The organism is Mycobacteroides abscessus ATCC 19977, assembly GCF_000069185.1.
GTDB lineage: Bacteria > Actinomycetota > Actinomycetes > Mycobacteriales > Mycobacteriaceae > Mycobacterium > Mycobacterium abscessus.
Genome location: NC_010397.1, coordinates 4,928,469 through 4,947,416, shown reverse-complemented (window position 1 = coordinate 4,947,416; position 18,948 = coordinate 4,928,469). Strand labels below are relative to the sequence as shown.

The following is an 18,948-nucleotide window of genomic DNA, read 5'->3' as shown; positions in this document are numbered from 1 at the left end:
TCCAACGCGAGGAACCTGCCGCAGTCGCTGCGGCCATCCAGCAGATCACGGAACAAACATAGCTATCGATCTCGAAAATGCGAGTCGCCAGTAGCGCGCAACTACGACCTGCTATCGCGATGCTAGGTGAGGGAAAGTCAAACTCATGAGCGAAGATTCAGTCTTGTGGCCAAATTGGGCCACCGAGGACGTTGAGATCGTCGGCTATGACCCGGCTTGGGCCATGCACGGTGCGAAGGAACGCTGCCGGCTGCGCGCGCTTCTGGCTCCGTGACTCGCCGAGGGAGTTGAGCATGTCGGCTCAACCGCTGTTCCTGGGCTGGCCGCCAAACCGATCATTGACCTCCAAGCACTTGTCACGAACCTAGAAGTGGCTAATGCCATCGCCGCTAAGCTTGCCCCACACCAATGGTGTTACGTTCCAACATATCTGGATCGTCGGCTCGATCGCCGGTTCTTCGTCAAAGTTGTTGATGGTCGCCGAACGGCTCATCTACACCTGCTGACGAACGACAGTGCCAGATGGCACCAACAGCTCGCTTTCAGGGACGCGCTGCGTATCGACCCGGACCTTGTTCGCACCTACGCGGATCTGAAAATCCAACTGGCCAAGCATCACCGTCACGATCGCGAGGCCTACACCGCAGGCAAACAGCTGTTTATCAACGAGGTTCTCACTCGCCACGCGCACGACAACTGACTGTTCCGCAGCGGTTTCCAGGGGTCCGACCGACCGCTGATCCCACTTAGTTCAGTAGCGCGGTGTCGTGGGCGGGCGGGGCTGATCGTTGCGCTTTGGCTGTTTCATCCGATTTCGAGAACAGGCCGGAGGTGCTGTTACGGCTGGTCGTCGTGGCTGGTCGCCATCAGGTTCTCAGGGGGTAGTCGGCCAATGTGTGGGACTCATCATCGGTGAGTAGTCGCTGGTAGTAAGCCATTTCGATGTCATCCCAGGTTCCGCGCGCATAGGCGTCGGTCACCACGCCGTCGATACGCACGGCGGCCCCAAAGCCGTAATTACGGTGCAGTAGCTTGTTCATCATCTCCTCGTCGGTGATGAGGCCCGCTGCCCGTCGGTCGACGGTGTCGGTGGGCGACTCTTCTAAAAGGGAGGGATCCAGTGCCATCCGACGAATGATCCTTTGAATAGTGGCCTGGGAGTAGCTGCCCACGATGTCACTGATCTGTCGTTGTGTGAGCCCGGCGTGGCGGGCCGCGCGGTAGATGGCACGTTCAAGTTCACGACGGCAGAGGCGTTGATGCGCAGCTGCAATGGTGAGCTGACGCTGGGCGGTAGGCACATCGATGTCCAAGACGAGCCAATCCCCTCCGTGATTCGTTTTGAATCAAGATCTAGTGGAGTGCTGAGGCCGTTGGCGGTGCTACTGGCGAGCTGCCGATTCGATGGCCGCCGAACTGGGGCGTTAGTCAGCATTACTTGCCTGTTCCAAAATGTCTAACTCTGCTGGTAGCTGCCCGCTGGGTGTAGCGTGCTCGGTAGTTCGCCAGGGCATGGGAGGGAATCGTGGGTATCGAGGATCTGATCAAGAACGCGAATGCTGGCCAGTTGGCGTTGCACATGGATGACGAAGCGTTCAGCGAGCTCATCAAGGCATGCGATGTGTACCGGGATCAGTTGGAGCGGTTGTACAACGATGCGAAGAGCCTGGGCCACCATCCGTTGGGGTTCTCCGAGGATCACCTCTCCTCGGGCGCGGCGCTCGCGCGCAAGTTTCAGGAGAAGGCAGCAGCTCCAGATAACAGCGCGGCTGCCACGTTCAAGTCGCATATGGAGCGGGTGGACGAATTCAAGTCGCTGTTCTTGGCGTCCCGCGCTGCCTACCGGCAGATGGAAGAGGACAACGCGCGCAAATTCAAGCCAGGCGATGGCCACTAATTCATGGGTGCTACCGGTCTTGGCGTTGACTGCGGCGTTGACGGTGTCCTGTAGCCACTCGCGTATCCAGCCGCAAGATGCATCCACGAGTACGAGCACCTCTACATCGGCGGTCGCCACCAATACCGCGGGCAGGGCCAAGATCACTTTTGATCCGTGCTCGCAGATCCCGGCAAGCGTGATCGCCCAACAGAAGCTGGACCGTCTTCCTCCGAAACCCGATAGGTCTGCTGACGGGGATATCGAGAACAACCGGTGCGGGTACCTGGCGCAGGCGCGTTACGGAGTTAGCGCGGTGGCCTCGAACTACACCCTGGAGATGGACAAGAAAGTCGACTTCCACGGCGACTTCAAAGAGTTCGACATCAACGGTCGGCGCGCGTTGAGCTTCCTGATTTACAAGAACGACCCCACGGCCTGCGCCATAGATGTCGAGGCAACCACAGGCACCTACGGAGTCAACGCGTCCAGCGCAATGGGTACGTTCGGCGATTTCCCGGATTGCTTGACCGCGGCCCGCGCGCACCTGGATGCATTCTTGCCGTATTTCCCGGCCTGACCTCTGTTTGGCAGATTGCCTGCGGATTCGGTGGAACCGAATCTGCGCTATGGCCGTCGTACTTAGGTGTTGGCGGATTCTGGGCAGAGAGGTGAGCCATGAGCGGGGGTAATTCTATGCACCTGTCGGTCGATGCGGTGATTCCGAATGTAGATCGACTCGGCACGGTGGCGCGGGATCTTGAGGAGTCGTTGAGGCAACTTGTCAGCAATGTCGAGGGCGTCGTGGGGGTGTCGTGGACGGGTGATTCGGCGAAGCTGTATGAGGAGAGTTGGCAGGAGTTCCGCGAGGCGGCATCGCGGATCGTAGGTGATGCCAAGGAGATTGAGAGCAGAGTTCGGGGGAATGTCACTCAGTTCCTGCAGCAAGAAGCGATCAACGCCTCGCGGCTGGGGGGCCAGTAATGCCGCGCAGCCAGGATCCGTCGGGGCGGTACACGTTTGATGCTGATGAGCTTGATCAGCTAGAGGCGGACGTCAAGCGATGGGTCACGCTTGCCGCGGAAAGCCTCGCGACCGTGGAGAAAGTCATCTCCGAGCTGTCTGACTCGACGGTCTGGTCAGGCGAGGCCAATGACGCTTATCAGGCTCGGCACCGCGACTGGCTAGAGAAGCTAAAAGAACTGCGTGAGAATGCATCTGATATGGCGTCCTGGGCGAACACGGCTTCGCAGACGTATCGGAAGGTGATTGCGACCAACATTGCCATGCTCGGGCAGGGTTCTTGACGTGCCCAAGGTGACGGTCGAACCTGACTGGTTCTTCTACACGGCGGCCTGCCTTGGCCAAGCTGCATCGAGCCTTGCCGGAGCTGTTTCCACGGCGACCGGCGACGGCGGGCTGTTGTACAGCCAGAAAATGGCAGGCAACGACGCCAAAGGCTCGGGATGGGGCACGCCGTACGATGCGTCGGCTAAAACCGTGCTACACGGGGCCGCATCGTTGGTCAGCGCCTGGTCCAGCATGGCGCAGAAAGTTCACCAAGCGGGCGTTAACCATCAGTTCGCCGAATGGGAAGCAGGCCGGCGCGGATATCCGGGCCCCAATTCCGCGCCCCCGAAACCGCCCATATCGTCGTCGGTCGCGAACACGCCACCGTCGGCTGTCGGCGACAACGGCCCTGGGTTGGATGACTTCATCCCTGGTCTGGTGGATGCCGTGGGTGAGCCTTGTCCCAACGGCGATTACGAGAAATTGGGCCGCATGGCTCCGGCGTGGACCGCGCTCGGGAACGCCATCAACCGATCGGGCAGTGAATGGATCGCCAAAATTCATCGCCCCGACCCATCGATGACCGATGCGATGCCGTTCTACGACGCGATCATGAAGCTCAACGAACCCGCGAATGCCATCGCGGGTGACGCCATGCAGATGGCCTCGTTTACATCGACTTTCGGCACCGCGATACATGCGTTCCGTGAGGCCAGCGCCAAAGCAATCGATGACCTGGTGTTGATCATCGGGCTGATTGGCGTCGCCACCGTCGTGGGAACACGAATTGCCGGGAAGAAAGCCGTTCAAGTGGGCGGACGGCTGACTGCTCGCGAAGTTGGCGAAACCGGCAAAGAAATCAACGGTCTGATTCGCGCGCTGGAACCCGTGGTCGCCAGCATGCGCACGTTCGTGACCGCCCTAAATCCCACAATGCAGGGCCTCCTCGATCAGACAACACAGTTTCCGGCAGAAAGCTATGAACTACAGCCCGACGGAACCTTCAAAAAGACCATTCGATACTTCAAACTTGAAAAGTGGATGGCTTGGCAGAGATACTTATTGCGCGGCGGCGATATGGATATCGATACCTGGAGCGACTATTACGACCGCATTAGACAAAACCAGGCCGACGGCGACGCATTCGACAAACTCGCCGCCGACGTCATGGGATACGACAAAGGCGAAGGCTGGACCCCTCAATTCGGAAGCAAAAAAGAGGACTACGACAAGGTACCGCTTCCGGGCAGGCACTGGGACTGGGGCAACCCAGACCTTCAGCAGGTGGCAGAGCACAAGAAGGGTAAGCTCGACTCCGACCAGATGGTGACCGACAGGGAAGTCCTGGAACGAACCCGATGGACGGTCACCTACAACATCAATGCGAACCATCAATACACCAAGGCCGAAGAAGACTGGCTAGCGCAAATGCAAAAAGCATTCCCGGGCCGCTTCATCGTCAATCGGATCGAATTTTAGAGGAGGAATGTTCGATGGGCGCTACTCACGATTATATTCCGATTCAGCTGACGAAAGAATTTCGCAGGGCGCAAGAAAACAAGCTGTTTCGGTCATGGCTCGACAGGCAGCAGGCCATAATGGCCATCGAATTCCCCGTCGAAGATTGCCCCGAAGTGGCCGGCATCATGTACACCGAGGAAAGCCTCGCTGTAGTCGAGAACAAACTGCTGTCGCTGTATGACAACTTCCGTGACGCCTTGGACGAACAGCACGTTCATACCACGATGAGGTACGTCTATTACATCGGAGAGACCTACCGGATCGCTTTTGAAGGCACATGGGCTGCACTTCCAAAGGCAGGCGCCGGCGCCGATGACAATACGCCCGTCGTCGATCTCCCGTTCTGGGAAACTCTGCTCAAACCGATGGAATCCGTACAGGCAGCCCTTAACCGACGCAACGGATCAGAGCTGGCCGGCCAGTACCCATACGCGCAGCGAGACTACCTAGCCTGGGTTGAAGCTGGCCGTCCCGAACGCACATACCGTGGCACCTTGCGCGAGAACGACTAAGCCATAGCTCAGCGGTCGATTCTTGGGCCAACAGACGTGTCGTTCCGAATAATACGTGCAGCATTAAGCTTTGCACGGACTGTCCGGCCACGTCGGTCGCCGCGATGGGGAGGGTGGGTGAAATCGGCAAAGAACAGCTTCCCTTCGCCAGGCGAAGTGACAAGATCGGCATCGTGGAGCTTGCTGACAGCCCCTTCGAACACGCCGTTGCCGTGGTTCTGGACACATCCTATTTCGACAGCGGACATTTCCACGTTGAGAAGGTAACTCAGTTCGCGAAGGGCCTGGCGCATCGCGGGGTACAACTGTGGATCCCACAGCAGGTGGTGCTTGAGTGGGCCGTACACACGATGGGGCTCCTGAGTGACTTGCGTCGGGCACAGACCCGACTGCGAAATGCTGGTCTGCTTCGGTGGTTTGGTGATGACAATCTAGGCCGAGACGCTGCCGAGGTTGCCGCTGGACTACAGCAGCGGTGCGAGCGGATACCCAATGTAGTGGTGTTGCCGATGAACGGAGCAGCGGCGGTTGCGGCCGTTCGCGACCAGATTCTGGGTACCGGGCCAGGCCGGGTCGAAAAGGGAATCAGGACGGGGGCAGTGGACTCATCATGGGTACGTGATGCACTCGTCCATCTCGATGGTGACCACCGCAAAATCATCTTCCTGACGAAGAACGGCGCCGATGTGCGCGCCGCGGGACGAGCACTTGGTCTTGAGATCCGGTGCTGGACCGGAAGGCTGAACTCATTGTTCGGCAATGTCTTTCCGATCACACCGATAGCGGACGGCGATCAGGTCACGGTGTTGAAGACGATCTGTACAGTCCTGCAGCTGACGCTAATAGGAAGTTCGCTGGGTAATTCTCGGAATCACGCGGCGCCGCCAGTGTGGTTCGAAACGGACAACATCGATCCCGGTGATGACATCCATCCACGAATCCAAGAGCACATCGAACAGCTCGTGGACCCCTACGTTCAAATCGATCCACCCATCAAGATCATCGACGTACGCGACATCGAGGTGGACAACAATGGCGAAAACACCCGCACGGTCCGATTCGCGGTCCGCCTGCTGACTGATCTGCGCGTTGATGGACGCGTAATCGACGACGATGGAAGCCTAATCACCTTGTACGACACCGATATCATGGAGGATCGACTACTTCGGGTTCCGCTGGCTGCCGAGCTCACCGATGATGGACTGACCATCCTCACTCAGACCGAGAGCGCTAGTTCGCAAGCCGCAGAACAGCGTTTCGACGACGGCTATGACGCGTACGTGTGGCTGTACACCGAGGAGATCTGTCGATGGGAGCACATCACGGTACATCCCCTGTCGGAACAGACCGAGGGCTTTTCTGCGCCAAGTAGTTTTCAGTTGCGTGGCCCGACGGGCCGTACGGTGATCGCTTCTCTGGATGAGCAGTTTTCCCTCATTCAAGAATGGACGCTGAGATTTGAAGGGTTGAACGTGAGTATCAGCGGTAGGTTTGATCCGGGTGGTCGGATGTGGCTGGGCCCGGATGTCTACTTGTACCGAGACGATCCGGTGTACCACCGCCGGCCTTACGGACTCAAGTCCGAGGGACAATCAGCGGATCTGAACACCGACGAGCCTTACACCGCGTTGGCGGTCGTGTGGTCCTTCCTGCTGGACACAAGCGCAGGCTTAGGCAGGTAGCTGCCGGCAGTTGTCAGGTCCTCCCGTCAGGAGGTCGATATAGCGGTGCTATGCGCCGAAATCACGGTCGCGGCGGTCAACCGGTTGCGCACCAACGCTTCACGAACGGTAGCCGGATGTGACCACCGGCCAACGGCCACAAGATCCTTCACGAAATTCTCGACGTCGACCCGAAGATCGGCCAAATCCTGCTTGGTGATGACACGAGTATGCGGGGGCAAGCTGGCATTGGGACTAAGCACCGCGCTGGGATGCACGATCACCGGTATTCGACTGGTGGCGCCGGGATTGCGTCTAGCATCCCACTCCAATGAGGTTAGTAGTTGGCCGGCTTCATCAAGTTTGTGGATGACCGGATCTTTCCGCGTGATTTCAGTCTTCAACTCGATGACGGCGTTGGCTTCCGGCGACAGACCCCAGAGAACGTCTGGGCCGCCGTCGTTCTCTTCCCGATCAGGGCGGCTCGACGCGAAACCGAGATGCAGTCCAAGCAAGCGGAACTGATCCTCCGCCAGATCATGCGTTTCCGGCACCGCCCACACGATGTTGTCGAACAAACTGCCTACGCTCAGGCGCAGTGCAACCGGATCGTCGTACTGCGCGCCGAGGTACGTGGCGGCGGCTTCAGCTTGCTGGGCGGGTCCTTTCGTTCGTCTAGGCTCAGGGGGCACCTCGGCCTTGAGCGCACCTGGGTTACGGAGTCGGGCACCGACGAGAGTCTTCTGACTGCCGGCCGGATCAACATGTTGTTGATAACCCGCCAGTTCCTCCATCGCCCAACCCGTTTCAAGCTCGTCGGTAAGGGTGTCGATACCCGAACGAAGTAGCTGCACCGCAGTGCTCAGGTCGCCGGCGACGGCCTTGTCGAAGGCTTGTCTGCGCGCCTCAGTGTGGGCATCGACAGCCCCGTCATGCTTGTACTCGACATCAGCGACCGCGGCACGGCTTACTGACACCCAGGATTCTTCACGCTCAAGAAAGATGTCCAGCACATTGCGGATTTCTTCCAGGCCTTCTGCGGCAATTTGATCGGCGACCTGCTGGCTGAGCTCAATCTGCGCACGAGTAACCGGTGAATAGAATTGCAGGCGTTTCGGATCGCGCAGCGTCAAGGAAGCCTCACGCGTCAAAACCAGCACCGCGCAATAGTCCTGTAGATCCCGGATACCTCGACCCATGCCCTGCTCAAGCCGTTGAACCTTCCTGGACTCAAAAGTCAACGACCCGGTCAGCGCTGCTGCTTCACGCTGCTCGCTGCCCGAGAGCGGAGTGGGAACGCCATCGATGATCAATAGTCGGCATGCTCCGTCAGGAAGGTCGACACCGTCGTATTTGTTGATCAAAACGACCACACCGACGTGCTCACCATTGGTCATCTGCTCGATCACCGGGCCCATGGTGTTCACGTTTAGGGTGTGATTGGCGAACTGATCCCACAGTTTGGCCCGTTCGGTCCCGGGGACCAAGACCACGACATTGACCGGGTCTGCTTCAAGGGTGCCGTCGCCGTTACGGTCGCCGTCAGCGAAATCACGAACAAGTTGTCGCACCAACTTCTCGTCAACGTCGGGATTGATCGACTGGGGGGCCAAAATCAGGCGGTCCCCAAGATCCGACGCGCGATCAGGAGTGATCGGTTTTCGGACACTACGGGCATCAGCCCCCAGCTCAGTGACCAAAACTCCCTCATCGGCCAGGGTCGCGGTCAAATACACCCTCCGTGTGGCATCGGCGAACGCCGCAATCAAATCGATTCGGGGACAAGGAGTCTTGATCTCCACCGAACGCGACGTGAAGGTGATCGTAGCTAGCGCTAGATCCTCGGAAATCAGCGGCCAACCGAAGAACATCGACTTGACCGCGTGATCCTCGCCCAACGGCCGCAAAATGGCCATCACCTCAGCTGTGCGCTCTACGACCGCCTTGGGCGGCACTCGTAGCGGTGTTCCGCGATCGCCCGCCGCTAAGTCGGCATATCCCCGCTGACTCTGGCGCTGGAGGTCGGCTGCGAACAGGCCTAACAGCTTCGCATAACCCTCAGAGTTCGCTGACAGCGTTGGGCGAAACTGCTGGCGTGCTGCACTCAATGCTGCGTGCGCGTCATCGACGATGACGGTTCCCAGTGGAGTGATTTCGCGGCGTCCACGCACACCGAACACAGTGCGGCCATTAACCAACTTGTCGAATGTGGCCACGCAAATTGCCCGCCCAGCACGGAACAGTTCTTCATCGACGTCAGTGGTCACCGCGATCCCCACTGCTTCCGCTGTGTCCACAACCTGTGTGATCAGGTACCGGTCGGGCACCAAGTAGATGACGGGTCCGATCCCCTCGTTGAGACTGGACTGGCCGATCAACAGTCCCACCAACGTTTTACCGCCGCCAGTGTTCTGTTTGATGACCAAGTCACGCTCGGTGCGGCGAGCAAACCACGCCTTGAGCACTTCACCCTGCTCTGCCCGCAGTCGGGGCCAGCGCTTATCCGGCAGTGCAGCGAAGATGTCGCGTGGCTCCAGCAGGTGTGCACGCTTCCCCGGGTTGATACGGCCAAGATCGAGCGGCATAGTCCCAGCACTCCTCCCCGCCGGCCTCCGCGCCTCTCGGGCTGCCCAGCTCCGCATCGGAGTTTACCTCGGCGTCAGTGAGCCTATGTCTTGCATTTTTGCCCCGGCCAGCGCATTGCTACTATCGCTGCATGCAGCCCGACGGGCGGTGGGAACGGCTGCGCCAGATCGCGGCCAATCAGTTCGGGTTATTCACCGCCCACCAGGCCCGCGCACTTCGGGTGCGGCGCTATGAGCTGTCCCGCATGGCCGACGCAGGACAGCTGTGGCGCGCCCGTCACGGCGTCTACGCCTTTACGGATGAATCGGCCGATAAGTACCCGTATGAGGACTGGGCGGCCCAATGGCTTGCGTTGCGGCCAGCTGCCGACGTCGGTGAGCGCCGCGGCGATCCCGACGTGGTGATCAGCCATCAATCGGCCGCAGAAATCCTTGACCTGGGTACGATCGTGAGTCACGACATCCTGCATTTGAGTGGCCCCCGGCGAATCAACGTGCGCTCAGCGCGCGTACTGGCCCATCGGCAGCCCGTCGGGGAGTGCGACGCAGATTGGCAACTTGTTGAGGGCCTTCCGGTGGCTACCGCGCCTCGGGTGATTGAAGATTTGGCTGCCGCCCACATCGACGGTTCCCATCTGGGCATAGCGATCGAAGATGCCCTGCATCGCGGCCTGGCAGATGTCGACGACATTCACGCACGCCTGGACCGGCACGCCAATACATGGAATGCCCGCAACGGAACCGAGTTAGCACTGCGATTGCTGACGTCGGCGGGCAGGCACTGATAGAAGTAATCAACGGGTACGACGTATTTGACAGCCGGAATGGAGACAACGGTTGAGTACTGACGCAAGCGGGCTCGGGTCACCGCTTGAGACGAACCTGCCGCTGTTCGTATACGGGAACCTCAAACCAGGTGAACTCGGCCATCTGTTGATCTCCCCGTGGGTCAGTGATTCGCGGCCCGCGACGGTGACCGGACATTTGTGGGTGCGAGATGGAGTGCCGTTGGCCGACTTGGGTTCTCGCGGACACATTCGCGGTCACCTTTTGACGTTGTCGGCCCCTGGTTACCGTGCGGTTGGAGAGCTCGAACCCACGGCCTATTACCAGTGGGCAAAGGTTACTTGCATTGAACCGTCAAGACTTAAAGCCAACACGTTGGTAGCAGCTGGCTGGCTCACACCTGACCGCGGCGGCGGCGATGTGCTCTACGAACCATGGACCAGCACGCAAGATCCGCTTCTGACCTACGGTCTGGCTGCAGTGACCGACACACTCAGAAACGATGGACGCGCAGCCTTTCAAGGAGGACAAGCCCTCTACGAACCGGTGCACTGGCTGCGTTTCTACCGGCTACAGGCGGCGTACATGCTGGCCTGCTCAATCCTGGAGCGCATTGCATTCCGGCTCGCACCCAACGCCGGCCCCACTACGAAAGTGAACATTCTTGGCCGACAACCGCAATTCATGTCCGCGGTGCAATCTGCTGGCGTGCCGATCCCGCGCCGAGCTGTCTATCGAGCAGACAATCCACGCGAGCGCGTAAATCTGAATAAAGCCGATCAATTCGCCAACTGGGCCTATCAGATCCGCAGCAACCTGGTGCACCGCGGCAAGAGCGCCTCCCTCGAAGCAGAACTTGTTCGCACCGCACTGATCGACCTGCACGACGTACTGCGCATCTACCTGCAGGCCGCCATCCCCTCCATCAGCGACACCTGGATGCACGCCGATCCCACCGACAGCATCCGCGATTGGCGAATCAAAACCGAATTCAACGCCCCGCCAGACAACTGAACCGGCCACCACGTAACCGAATCGACTTCGACACAACGTCCGTGTGTATCAGTGGTCTGCCTACCTGCACATCAGAAGCCGAGAGGCGTCCAGGACCGTCAAGCAGAGGCGAAATGAGTAGCGGCGATGACTTCCGTACGGTTCTAGCACTGGGCCGGGCCGTGATTGCCCACAACATCTGGCGCGCTGACACCCCTGCAGATAGCTCATAGCTGTCGGATGCACGAAAGCAAAGACGTCCATCTTGTCCTCGCCGCCACGTCAACAATCCGAGCCTCTATGAACCGTTGTCGCATGAATCTGGATATTGCACTTGGGAACTCGCATCCAATATCTGCCCGCGATCGGGGGCAACGCTGCGGGCCGGCGGGCTGTCCGAGTGAAACGGAATCCTGGCACCGTGCACGCCACGGCGGCTGCTAGCGGGCATTCGCTTTGGCTTTGCGCATGTTCGGAAGCAGCAGCACGGCACGACGGAATGCATATGCGGCGTTGTCTTAGCTGAATCAGTCGTAGCTCGGAAACTTTAAGGCATACGCTACGGATACACGGGCAGATACGCGGATCGCTGCGAGGGGGGAAATCGGTGACGTCCAACGACGAATTCTTTCAAAGGCAGCAACCAGCTGCTGTCCTTAAGCACTCCGTGCTTGAGGAGTACTGCAATGTGTTCACTTCTATGGTGGGTTCGGCATTCAAAGGGCCGATCTGGTTAATTGACGGCTACGCAGGACCAGGCTGGTATCAGAGCGATGACAACACCGCCCGGGTGCCGGGTTCACCGATCGTCGCCGCCAGACTGGCCCAACGGTGGCGCACGACCGGGAAACGCGATCTGCGTTGCATCTTCATTGAGGCCAACCCTGCGTACTTCTGCAGCCTGCGCGAAGGGCTAACGGAATTCGCACAAGACAGCGCGATTCTGGTTCCGCTGAACGGCGAAGTCCAAGAAAGGCTCGATGAGGCGTGGAAGTGCGTCAATGGCGCTCCAACAATTACGTTCTTGGACCCCTTCGGGATTGCGATGCCCAACCACCTGGTAACTGACGTTCTGCTGAGTAGGACACGTCAGCAAGCGCCTTCCGAAGTGCTTCTCAACATCAACCTCGAAGCCGTCTGGCGGCTGGGCGGATGTCTGCAGGAACGTGACGGCCAGATCGTGGCAAAAACGCGGCAAGAAAAAGGCGTCGAACGGGTCGACAGGTTCTTCGGAGACATCTGGTGGCGCCGCGAATTCTACGAGGCACGAAACGCAAACGGAGCGTCCGCCGCGGCCGCTGCCACAGCCGTCGTCGAACAGTATCGTCGTCGGATCACAGACGCCACCGGTTGCCTATCCATATCGATTCCTGTCCGTCGTAGACACGGAAATCCACCGCTGTTTCATCTGACATTGTTCTATCGCCACCCAGTTGCCGGCTACAAGTTCGCGGATGCAGCGCGACGCGCCACCCGGAAGTGGCGAGATACTTTCCGGGCCAAAGAACTTGCCGACGCCACCCTGCCGGTCGAAGGAACCCTGTTTGATCTCACTGAACAGATCCAAGAGTCGCGGGAGAAAGAAGCGGCCGCCCAGGAGCGTGCCTTTGCGGACAGCTGGATCGCCGTCATCAGTGCCAACATCAAAGAACTTGTGGCCGAGCACCGCGTATTGCCCGTTGCTGAAAACGTTGTACCCATCCTGGGTGCAACACTATCGCTGGCAGGTGAGCCGGAACTGCGACGAGCCTGGGATCAGTTAAGCGAAACTGGAATAGTGTTGCCCCGCAACAAGTCCAAAGCGCTGTATCAGCAGAGCCTTTGCGCTACGCCGTAGACTTTTGCGGCATTTCGTCCCACACCATGCCGTCGAGAACCCGGCCGCGCTCTTTCGGTGTACGACCACCCCACTGTTTATGGAAAAACGGCACACCATTTTCGATGCAGGCATCCCGTATATCGCGAACCCACTGTTCATCGAGTGGCCGGGCTTTGGGGCCAGATTCGCCTCCGGTGATAACCCAACCGATACCTGAAAGATTGAGCCCGTTAAGGGGCCCCAGCAGCGGCTCGCATGACAAGAAGCGGACAGCGGCCGGTACCTGTCGCAGGTGATCTATCCGGTCGAGATGCCGTCGGTCCTCGACGCTTACGCCCAGCCACAAGTTCTCGGGCCACCGCAGTTTGTTGGCGATCTTGGGCAGGCGAGCCGAGCGCTTGGTTAGTACCTGGTAGGTGTGCCGAGGGGTATCTTCGATCACCTCAAAGACGCTGCGCACGAAGTCAAGTGGAACTTTTGCGTGGAACAGGTCGCTCATAGAATTGACGAATACGGTCCGGTTGCCGGACCACTTGTAGGGTTGATCCAATGCATCTGGATGAATCTGGAGGGCGAAGCCGGGGCCAGAGGTGCGTGGGTCGCCGTCAACTTGGTAGCGGGCAGAACCCATGGCCTTGAGCCGCTTAGCCATTGCCAAGGCGTAGCAGTTGTCGCATCCGGTCGACACTCGGTCGCAGCCAGTCGTCGGATTCCAGGTGACTTCTGTCCATTCGATACCAGTGCTGCGACGCATTGCGCCTCCCTACGTATTTCTCGTTACGAGTTACCCGTAACGTGTTGCTCGTAGAATACTGGGTATGACTGACGAGCTGACTGCGCTGCGACGCATGTCGCGGGAGGCATTTCGGCAGGATTACCGGCTGGAGGTCATGCTCGCGGTCGGCCGTTCGACCGATGGACTGGTTTGCCTTTCTGACCTGGCGGCAGCTGTAGGCACGAGCACTAGCAACGTCCAGGGCCCTCTGCGTAGCCTGATCGCGCTGGGACTGCTCACTCCGTTACCTAGAAGTGACAGCAAGAGACGACATATGCTGCGTAACCCCAGTGCAGCGTGGCAGTGGGCCGAGGAGCTGGCGGTACTGGCGGACTCCCAAACGGATTCACCTGGGACCAATCAGTTGCGTTAGGTCATCGCCGGAGGCCAGTTGCCCCAACACGGGCTGCGTGTTCAGCAGCTATGTCAGCTCTCCTGCCAACGCGGTAGAGGGCTCGTTTTGGGTTCCGATCTGCAGAGCACCTCTGGGACTAGGCCTGAATGTTGACGACCTGTGGGGCCACGCGTGACCGAATCAGCTGGTGCCCGCAGGTTCTCAACCGGGCGACGCGACAGCGATACTGCCCGGCTCGCCGAGGATCCGCTCCACCGTCGCACACTGCGCCTGGCTGAGCATGTCCAACGTGAGGCCGTCTACGGCGATCGCCCACCACACAGTGCCGGTGCACGGGCACGCCGGACATACCCTGGGGCCGATAACCGCGAACGTACCCATATGCGGTGGGTAATCCCATCCGGCCTTGAACGCCTGGCTTGGTGTGAGCGTTGCCTGAATACCGCACACCTCGCAGATATGCTGCAGCGCAATATCGTTCATCGCCCCTACCTGACAGATCGGTGCTGTGACTGACTACCCGACGGTGCGCCGTGGAGCAGGCAGTTCGGAGCTCATCGCTATTGTGTCAGCCGGTTCGCCGATAAGCGAGCTGTTTACACCGTCGCCTCAAATCGCGCGACAACTGGTCCGATAACCAAATACGTCGGCGCTGAAGCGAATTCTGCCGCTGCCGCTCGGTCGGAGATGCGAGGACGATCAGCTGCGGGGGATGCTTGGGGGGATGCGAGTATGGGGTCTGGGGGCTCTGGATCAGATGTCCCGCGTGGGCGGCACGTGTCGTGGCCGAACTAGCCTATTGATACGGCAGGGTCTCGATACATGAGCAGCCACGGTAACGAGCGCGGCGAGTTGTTCGACAACGGGTTGTTCAGATCGGCAAGCTGAGCATGCCAATCGATGGTCCGAAGCTAGGTGTCGCGGCCAGTGTCTAGCTGGGCGACCCATTCTCGGTACCGCGCGGCCTCTTCATCGAACTCGGTTGTACGTTCCAGGAGCGAGCTTGCTGGGCCAGGTAATGCCGCAAGCTCACGCAACATCGGTTCATAGTCCGGAAGGAGCCCCTTATGGCAAGTTCCACACAGGGTAACGAGGTTTTCTTCCGCCGTCGGACCAGCCATGCGCCACGGGATCAGGTGGTGGACATGCAACTCGAGATCGATGTGATCCATCGCCCGACGACCGCATATCACGCACCGGTACTTATCCCGTTTGATCACCCGCATACGGAGCTTCGGGCTGGGGGCACGACGCTCTATCGCGTCGTTGGGGAAGTGCCCAGTTCCCAGAAAGCCGAAACCGCCAACCTTTAGGCCCCCGTCGTGCACGCACTCGGAAGGACCGATCACATCGGGTATGCGATCCTCGGCGAGTTCCTTCTCAACCAGCGCATTCCACCCCACCTCAGGAAAACGGCAAGCGCACGATCGTCGTGCACGACGATCCAGGTCTGGCCGATCTCGTTCCATAACTGCGTCATCCACCCCGCATCTACGAGGCTGGCCTCCCTGATCTCCCAACGAGGGTTTCGTTCGGACCAGCCAACAAAGTGTGTCTGCCTGGCCCAGAAGGGCTTTCCGCGGCGGTTCGCTCCCAGAGTGAGAGCAAAATAGCTCTTTTCAGCACGAGCGCATTTCAGATCATGAAGCCACTGATCGTCGGCGTCATCAAGCGTTTCATTGGCCATGTCAGCGAATATCTCACATCGCGCCGACACGGCTGATCCGCACGGAGCCGCAGGACCGCACTGGACCAGACCGTTCTGGACATCCCGATACCAGTCACCTTCTCGCAACCGCGAAGATGCTTAGGGGGCAGGCGCTTTCATCGTCGAGACGGAATATTGAGCCTGATCGTGCCGTCGATGCGTTCGAGCGATGACTGCCCATCGGGCAAGGACACGAGTGACACCTGGTCGTTGAGGGCGAAGTCGCCGCCGCGTCGGTGCTTGCCCCAGAACCGCTTCCATTTCTTCCAGCGAGACGAGTCCACCACCATCACCGCGTCGAGACACTCTGCCCACCCTGGCTGGCGGAGCGCGTTCGTTAATGCGTCAGTGACCTCATCCGGTATACCCGTTGTGGGCCTGTCGGCTTCAAGCCCGATTTCCTGCCGGGTGTAGAAGTCATTGATTTCCGCGCATGAGTATCCGATGAAGATGCGCGGTGAGCCCTCGGACGTCGATTGGTCCACGATACGGAGGCGATTGAGCAGGTAGGCGCCGAGCGCGTCGGCCTCCGAGAACACCGACGCCTCAGCGGAGTACATGCGCGCACGTGTATGTGCGTAGTGATGGAATGCTGCCGGGTCCGAGAGGATTTCGGCGACCATCAGCAAGTCCGTCAGAGATATGACCCAAGTTGGTCTATTGACATCGCCGGCGACCGCCAGCCCGCCGAAAGCGAAGGGGTCGATTCGCTCGAACGTGATGATGATCGCGGTCCCGCCGGCGATGTCAGCCGGGAGCAGTGAGATCTGCGGACCGCCCTGCTTAGAGGCGAAGGATCGACCGTTCTCGTCGAGGATGTAGGTCAGTGCGCGGTCAGTCTGCTCGAGCGCCTTGCCGAGGATCTCCTGGAGTTTCTTGTCAACGCGGTCTGTGTAGCCACGCCGACCGCGCTCAGTCAGTGCGATCGCCTTGGCTTCGACGACGAGTGGCCACTCGGCACAGACCAGCGCATCGATCTCGCCGTTGTCTCCAGAAGCCAGTGTGTAGTGCTGCGACGGGTGGACGTTCGAGGTTCCGAACACGTTCGTCAATGTGCTGGCGATCAGGCGTTCGTGTGCGTCTTGGCGGTGCTTGAAGTACTTCTGCGGGTCGTAGCCGCTGCGTTTTGGCTCTACCGCTAGACGGTGGTGAAGAACCGCCGACATCGACCACGAGTCCGGAACTAGGTAGGTGCCATCATCGAGTTTGATGACAGGATGGGTGCGCACCCGATTCGCGTCCCTAGGGGCACGGAACTCGGGCTGGCAGCCGAATTCGACGGAGAAGAACTCCAGCATCGCGATGATCTGCTCCACAGGGATATCGGTGCAGGCCGCAACATCGTCGGGATCCCACAGCGTAGGTGCATCAAGCCCCTTGCGCATGGTCTCTTCGGCCATGGGGTTCGGAACGCCACCGTTCAGAACGTCCTCTAGCGCGTCCAGAGCCGACTTGAATGTCTGGTTCAACCAACAGGCACGCCGTCGAGTAACCCGGATGACATCCGCGGGATCGAAACCGAGCCCATTCACGTAATAGTCGCGGTGCCGCCCGAACACCTCGGTGTCAACCTCTTCCAGATGCACCGCGTAGCCGGGCATCCGGTCCACCTGATACTCCAATCGCAGCTGCTGCAACAAAAGCTCACGGTGCCCGTCGCCGCGGTCAGCGTGTGCGAGACCGTCGGTAAGCATGTTCAATTGGTCGGCTTCAAAGATGTCGCTGATCAGCTGCCTTACGCGCTGCGAGACTTGCGGCGGGGTATCGGTGTCTCCTTCGGGGTCCACTGATAGCGCAACACCCACGAGGTATTCGATCTTGGCCGCCCACGACGATGTCGCATCTCCATCGGCGAGGCTTTCGCCATCGGTGTACGCCACCGTTGTAGCGGGGACCACCACCGAGTTGATGAGTTGGGTCAGATCCCGGCCGACCATCAGGCCGCGGAGCTCCTCGATTAACGCAGGGAGATCCCCAGCAGAGGCCTGAGCTGCTTCGAATATCTTGGCGAGGAGCGCGTCGCGTTCGGGCCCCGGCGGCAGTGACCTCTGCATGACCCCGGCCTCGGAGCCCATTGCGGACTCGAACAAGGCATCAGAATCCAAAGATCGCCGCTGTGGGAATCCACCAAGTCGAGGCATGGCGGGATCGTAAATCGGCGATCCGACAAGAAGCCCCGAAATCGACATGCGAGCGGCCTGTGTCTCGTCCGAGACAACGCTGATAAGCGGTCGCGACACCGGAAGGTCATCCGTTCCGACTACGTCGACGTGCTAGAGAATCGCAGGGAGACCGGAAACCGACACGACTGTTAAGAGCCGGATTGACCTTTCATCGAAACTAGCGGTCGGTTGAGTGCTGGCCCACGACGGAAACCCTGGGATAGAGAAACCGAAGACACCAGTGGTCGTGCGTTCTGCATCACCACAGCGATAAACAGTCAGCTGCCTTCAACTCCTGCTGTGACGTGAACCCACTCGATATTGAAGAAATGACACGGAGTCGAGGCTAAACTTAAACGACACGCATTTAAAGAACGTGCATCACCGCAGGTTAAGGAATCGTGAGGTGACGCGGAATTTGAGAACCGATCAATTATGGCGATAGATGATTCGATAGCCATGTCTGACCTCGTCCTGCACCGCGAAGCGCTCGCCATGAATACCCCTGAACTAGTCACGGCCCTGGCCGACCAGCTCGGGTTCAAGCTGGTCGCCTACCTCGGAAAAGTCAAGGAAACCCGCGCCGCTAAGCAGTGGGCAGAGGGAACCCGTGAACTCGCGAACGCCGAGGACATCGAACGGCTCCGTTTGGCCTTTCACGCGGCCAGCCTGATCATGTCCCGCGGGCCCTCCAGTGTCGCGCAGGCATGGTTTCAGGGCCTGAACCCCGCATTGGGAGATGCATCGCCCGCGCGACTGTTACGCGAAGGTGATATCGAGGCTGTTGGTCCGCGCATCCTCTCCGCAGCAAGGCAATTCGCGACAGCCGGGTGATTCTGCGGCCGTACCGGTCCTGACTGTAGGAGCGCGCGCTGCGTCTAGTTTGCACAGTGCAGTCCTATGGT

Annotated in this window: 22 protein-coding genes; 15 read left to right on the top strand and 7 right to left on the bottom strand. The window is 59.4% G+C overall.

Going from position 1 to position 18,948, the window contains the following annotated elements; all coding sequences use genetic code 11:
• The first annotated feature begins 145 nt into the window (after window positions 1–145).
• Both MAB_RS25330 and MAB_RS24475 read left to right on the top strand, forming a co-directional pair.
• Complete coding sequence (locus tag MAB_RS25330; RefSeq protein ID WP_005112704.1) at window positions 146–274, top strand: hypothetical protein; 129 nt, start codon at window positions 146–148, stop codon at window positions 272–274.
• A 45-nt stretch (window positions 275–319) separates the two neighbouring features.
• Window positions 320–700 carry a GrpB family protein gene (locus tag MAB_RS24475; protein WP_094179285.1) on the top strand — a complete coding sequence of 127 codons (381 nt, stop codon included), beginning with the start codon at window positions 320–322 and terminating at the stop codon, window positions 698–700.
• A gap of 166 nt (window positions 701–866) precedes the next feature.
• Here MAB_RS24475 and MAB_RS24470 read toward each other — a convergent pair whose 3' ends face one another.
• Window positions 867–1,313, bottom strand: a complete 447-nt coding sequence (locus MAB_RS24470; RefSeq protein WP_005112701.1) for a hypothetical protein — start codon at window positions 1,311–1,313, stop codon at window positions 867–869.
• 212 nt (window positions 1,314–1,525) lie between these two features.
• Here MAB_RS24470 and MAB_RS24465 point away from each other — a divergent pair, with 212 nt between their 5' ends.
• From MAB_RS24465 to MAB_RS24435, 7 genes are all read left to right on the top strand, one after another.
• On the top strand, window positions 1,526–1,897 hold the full coding sequence (locus MAB_RS24465; protein WP_005112699.1) for a hypothetical protein: 372 nt from the start codon (window positions 1,526–1,528) through the stop codon (window positions 1,895–1,897).
• Window positions 1,898–1,904: 7 nt separating this feature from the next.
• Window positions 1,905–2,456 carry a DUF3558 domain-containing protein gene (locus MAB_RS24460; protein WP_005112697.1) on the top strand — a complete coding sequence of 184 codons (552 nt, stop codon included), beginning with the start codon at window positions 1,905–1,907 and terminating at the stop codon, window positions 2,454–2,456.
• Between the two features lie 98 nt (window positions 2,457–2,554).
• On the top strand, window positions 2,555–2,860 hold the full coding sequence (locus MAB_RS24455; protein WP_021268871.1) for a WXG100 family type VII secretion target: 306 nt from the start codon (window positions 2,555–2,557) through the stop codon (window positions 2,858–2,860).
• Entirely contained in the window at window positions 2,860–3,183 is a 324-nt protein-coding gene (locus tag MAB_RS24450; RefSeq protein WP_005112695.1) for a WXG100 family type VII secretion target, read from the top strand. Before MAB_RS24455 ends, MAB_RS24450 begins: the two co-directional genes overlap by 1 nt.
• Window position 3,184: 1 nt before the next feature.
• The gene (locus MAB_RS24445; RefSeq protein ID WP_005112694.1) at window positions 3,185–4,645 is read left to right on the top strand and encodes a hypothetical protein; all 1,461 of its coding nucleotides are present in this window, start codon (window positions 3,185–3,187) and stop codon (window positions 4,643–4,645) included.
• Window positions 4,646–4,659: 14 nt separating this feature from the next.
• Window positions 4,660–5,199 carry a hypothetical protein gene (locus tag MAB_RS24440; RefSeq protein ID WP_005112693.1) on the top strand — a complete coding sequence of 180 codons (540 nt, stop codon included), beginning with the start codon at window positions 4,660–4,662 and terminating at the stop codon, window positions 5,197–5,199.
• 113 nt (window positions 5,200–5,312) lie between these two features.
• Window positions 5,313–6,881 carry a hypothetical protein gene (locus tag MAB_RS24435; RefSeq protein ID WP_005112691.1) on the top strand — a complete coding sequence of 523 codons (1,569 nt, stop codon included), beginning with the start codon at window positions 5,313–5,315 and terminating at the stop codon, window positions 6,879–6,881.
• 26 nt (window positions 6,882–6,907) lie between these two features.
• Here MAB_RS24435 and MAB_RS24430 read toward each other — a convergent pair whose 3' ends face one another.
• Window positions 6,908–9,445, bottom strand: coding sequence for a DEAD/DEAH box helicase (locus tag MAB_RS24430; RefSeq protein ID WP_005112690.1), 2,538 nt, complete (start codon window positions 9,443–9,445; stop codon window positions 6,908–6,910).
• A gap of 131 nt (window positions 9,446–9,576) precedes the next feature.
• On the opposite strand from MAB_RS24430, the gene MAB_RS24425 reads away from it, so the two are divergent.
• From MAB_RS24425 to tcmP, 3 genes are all read left to right on the top strand, one after another.
• Window positions 9,577–10,230, top strand: coding sequence for a type IV toxin-antitoxin system AbiEi family antitoxin domain-containing protein (locus MAB_RS24425; RefSeq protein ID WP_005112689.1), 654 nt, complete (start codon window positions 9,577–9,579; stop codon window positions 10,228–10,230).
• A gap of 52 nt (window positions 10,231–10,282) precedes the next feature.
• On the top strand, window positions 10,283–11,245 hold the full coding sequence (locus MAB_RS24420; RefSeq protein ID WP_005112688.1) for a gamma-glutamylcyclotransferase: 963 nt from the start codon (window positions 10,283–10,285) through the stop codon (window positions 11,243–11,245).
• Window positions 11,246–11,831: 586 nt separating this feature from the next.
• Window positions 11,832–13,061 (top strand): three-Cys-motif partner protein TcmP, encoded by a 1,230-nt coding sequence (gene tcmP / locus MAB_RS24415; protein WP_005115511.1) that lies wholly within the window; start codon window positions 11,832–11,834, stop codon window positions 13,059–13,061.
• Here the strand turns inward: tcmP and MAB_RS24410 are convergent.
• Window positions 13,051–13,797: a DUF5131 family protein gene (locus MAB_RS24410; protein ID WP_005112685.1), complete on the bottom strand. Its 747-nt coding sequence runs from the start codon at window positions 13,795–13,797 to the stop codon at window positions 13,051–13,053. The two genes, tcmP and MAB_RS24410, sit on opposite strands and share 11 nt — an antisense overlap.
• A 64-nt stretch (window positions 13,798–13,861) precedes the next feature.
• Between MAB_RS24410 and MAB_RS24405 the strand changes: the two genes are divergently transcribed.
• Window positions 13,862–14,191 carry a MarR family transcriptional regulator gene (locus MAB_RS24405; RefSeq protein ID WP_012296806.1) on the top strand — a complete coding sequence of 110 codons (330 nt, stop codon included), beginning with the start codon at window positions 13,862–13,864 and terminating at the stop codon, window positions 14,189–14,191.
• A 183-nt stretch (window positions 14,192–14,374) separates the two neighbouring features.
• Here the strand turns inward: MAB_RS24405 and MAB_RS24400 are convergent, their stop codons facing one another.
• Both MAB_RS24400 and MAB_RS24395 read right to left on the bottom strand, forming a co-directional pair.
• A complete protein-coding gene (locus MAB_RS24400) occupies window positions 14,375–14,656 on the bottom strand; it encodes a hypothetical protein (RefSeq protein WP_005112683.1) in 282 nt (93 codons plus the stop codon).
• Between the two features lie 428 nt (window positions 14,657–15,084).
• Window positions 15,085–15,345, bottom strand: a complete 261-nt coding sequence (locus MAB_RS24395) for an HNH endonuclease (protein WP_005123509.1) — start codon at window positions 15,343–15,345, stop codon at window positions 15,085–15,087.
• Between MAB_RS24395 and MAB_RS25255 the strand changes: the two genes are divergently transcribed.
• Complete coding sequence (locus MAB_RS25255) at window positions 15,241–15,486, top strand: hypothetical protein (RefSeq protein ID WP_005114834.1); 246 nt, start codon at window positions 15,241–15,243, stop codon at window positions 15,484–15,486. The two genes, MAB_RS24395 and MAB_RS25255, sit on opposite strands and share 105 nt — an antisense overlap.
• Before the next feature lie 32 nt (window positions 15,487–15,518).
• Here the strand turns inward: MAB_RS25255 and MAB_RS24390 are convergent, their stop codons facing one another.
• Window positions 15,519–15,860: a hypothetical protein gene (locus MAB_RS24390; RefSeq protein WP_012296804.1), complete on the bottom strand. Its 342-nt coding sequence runs from the start codon at window positions 15,858–15,860 to the stop codon at window positions 15,519–15,521.
• A 137-nt stretch (window positions 15,861–15,997) separates the two neighbouring features.
• Window positions 15,998–18,121: a hypothetical protein gene (locus MAB_RS24385; protein ID WP_005112676.1), complete on the bottom strand. Its 2,124-nt coding sequence runs from the start codon at window positions 18,119–18,121 to the stop codon at window positions 15,998–16,000.
• 357 nt (window positions 18,122–18,478) lie between these two features.
• On the opposite strand from MAB_RS24385, the gene MAB_RS24380 reads away from it, so the two are divergent.
• A complete protein-coding gene (locus MAB_RS24380; protein ID WP_005112674.1) occupies window positions 18,479–18,877 on the top strand; it encodes a hypothetical protein in 399 nt (132 codons plus the stop codon).
• Window positions 18,878–18,948 lie beyond the last annotated feature (71 nt).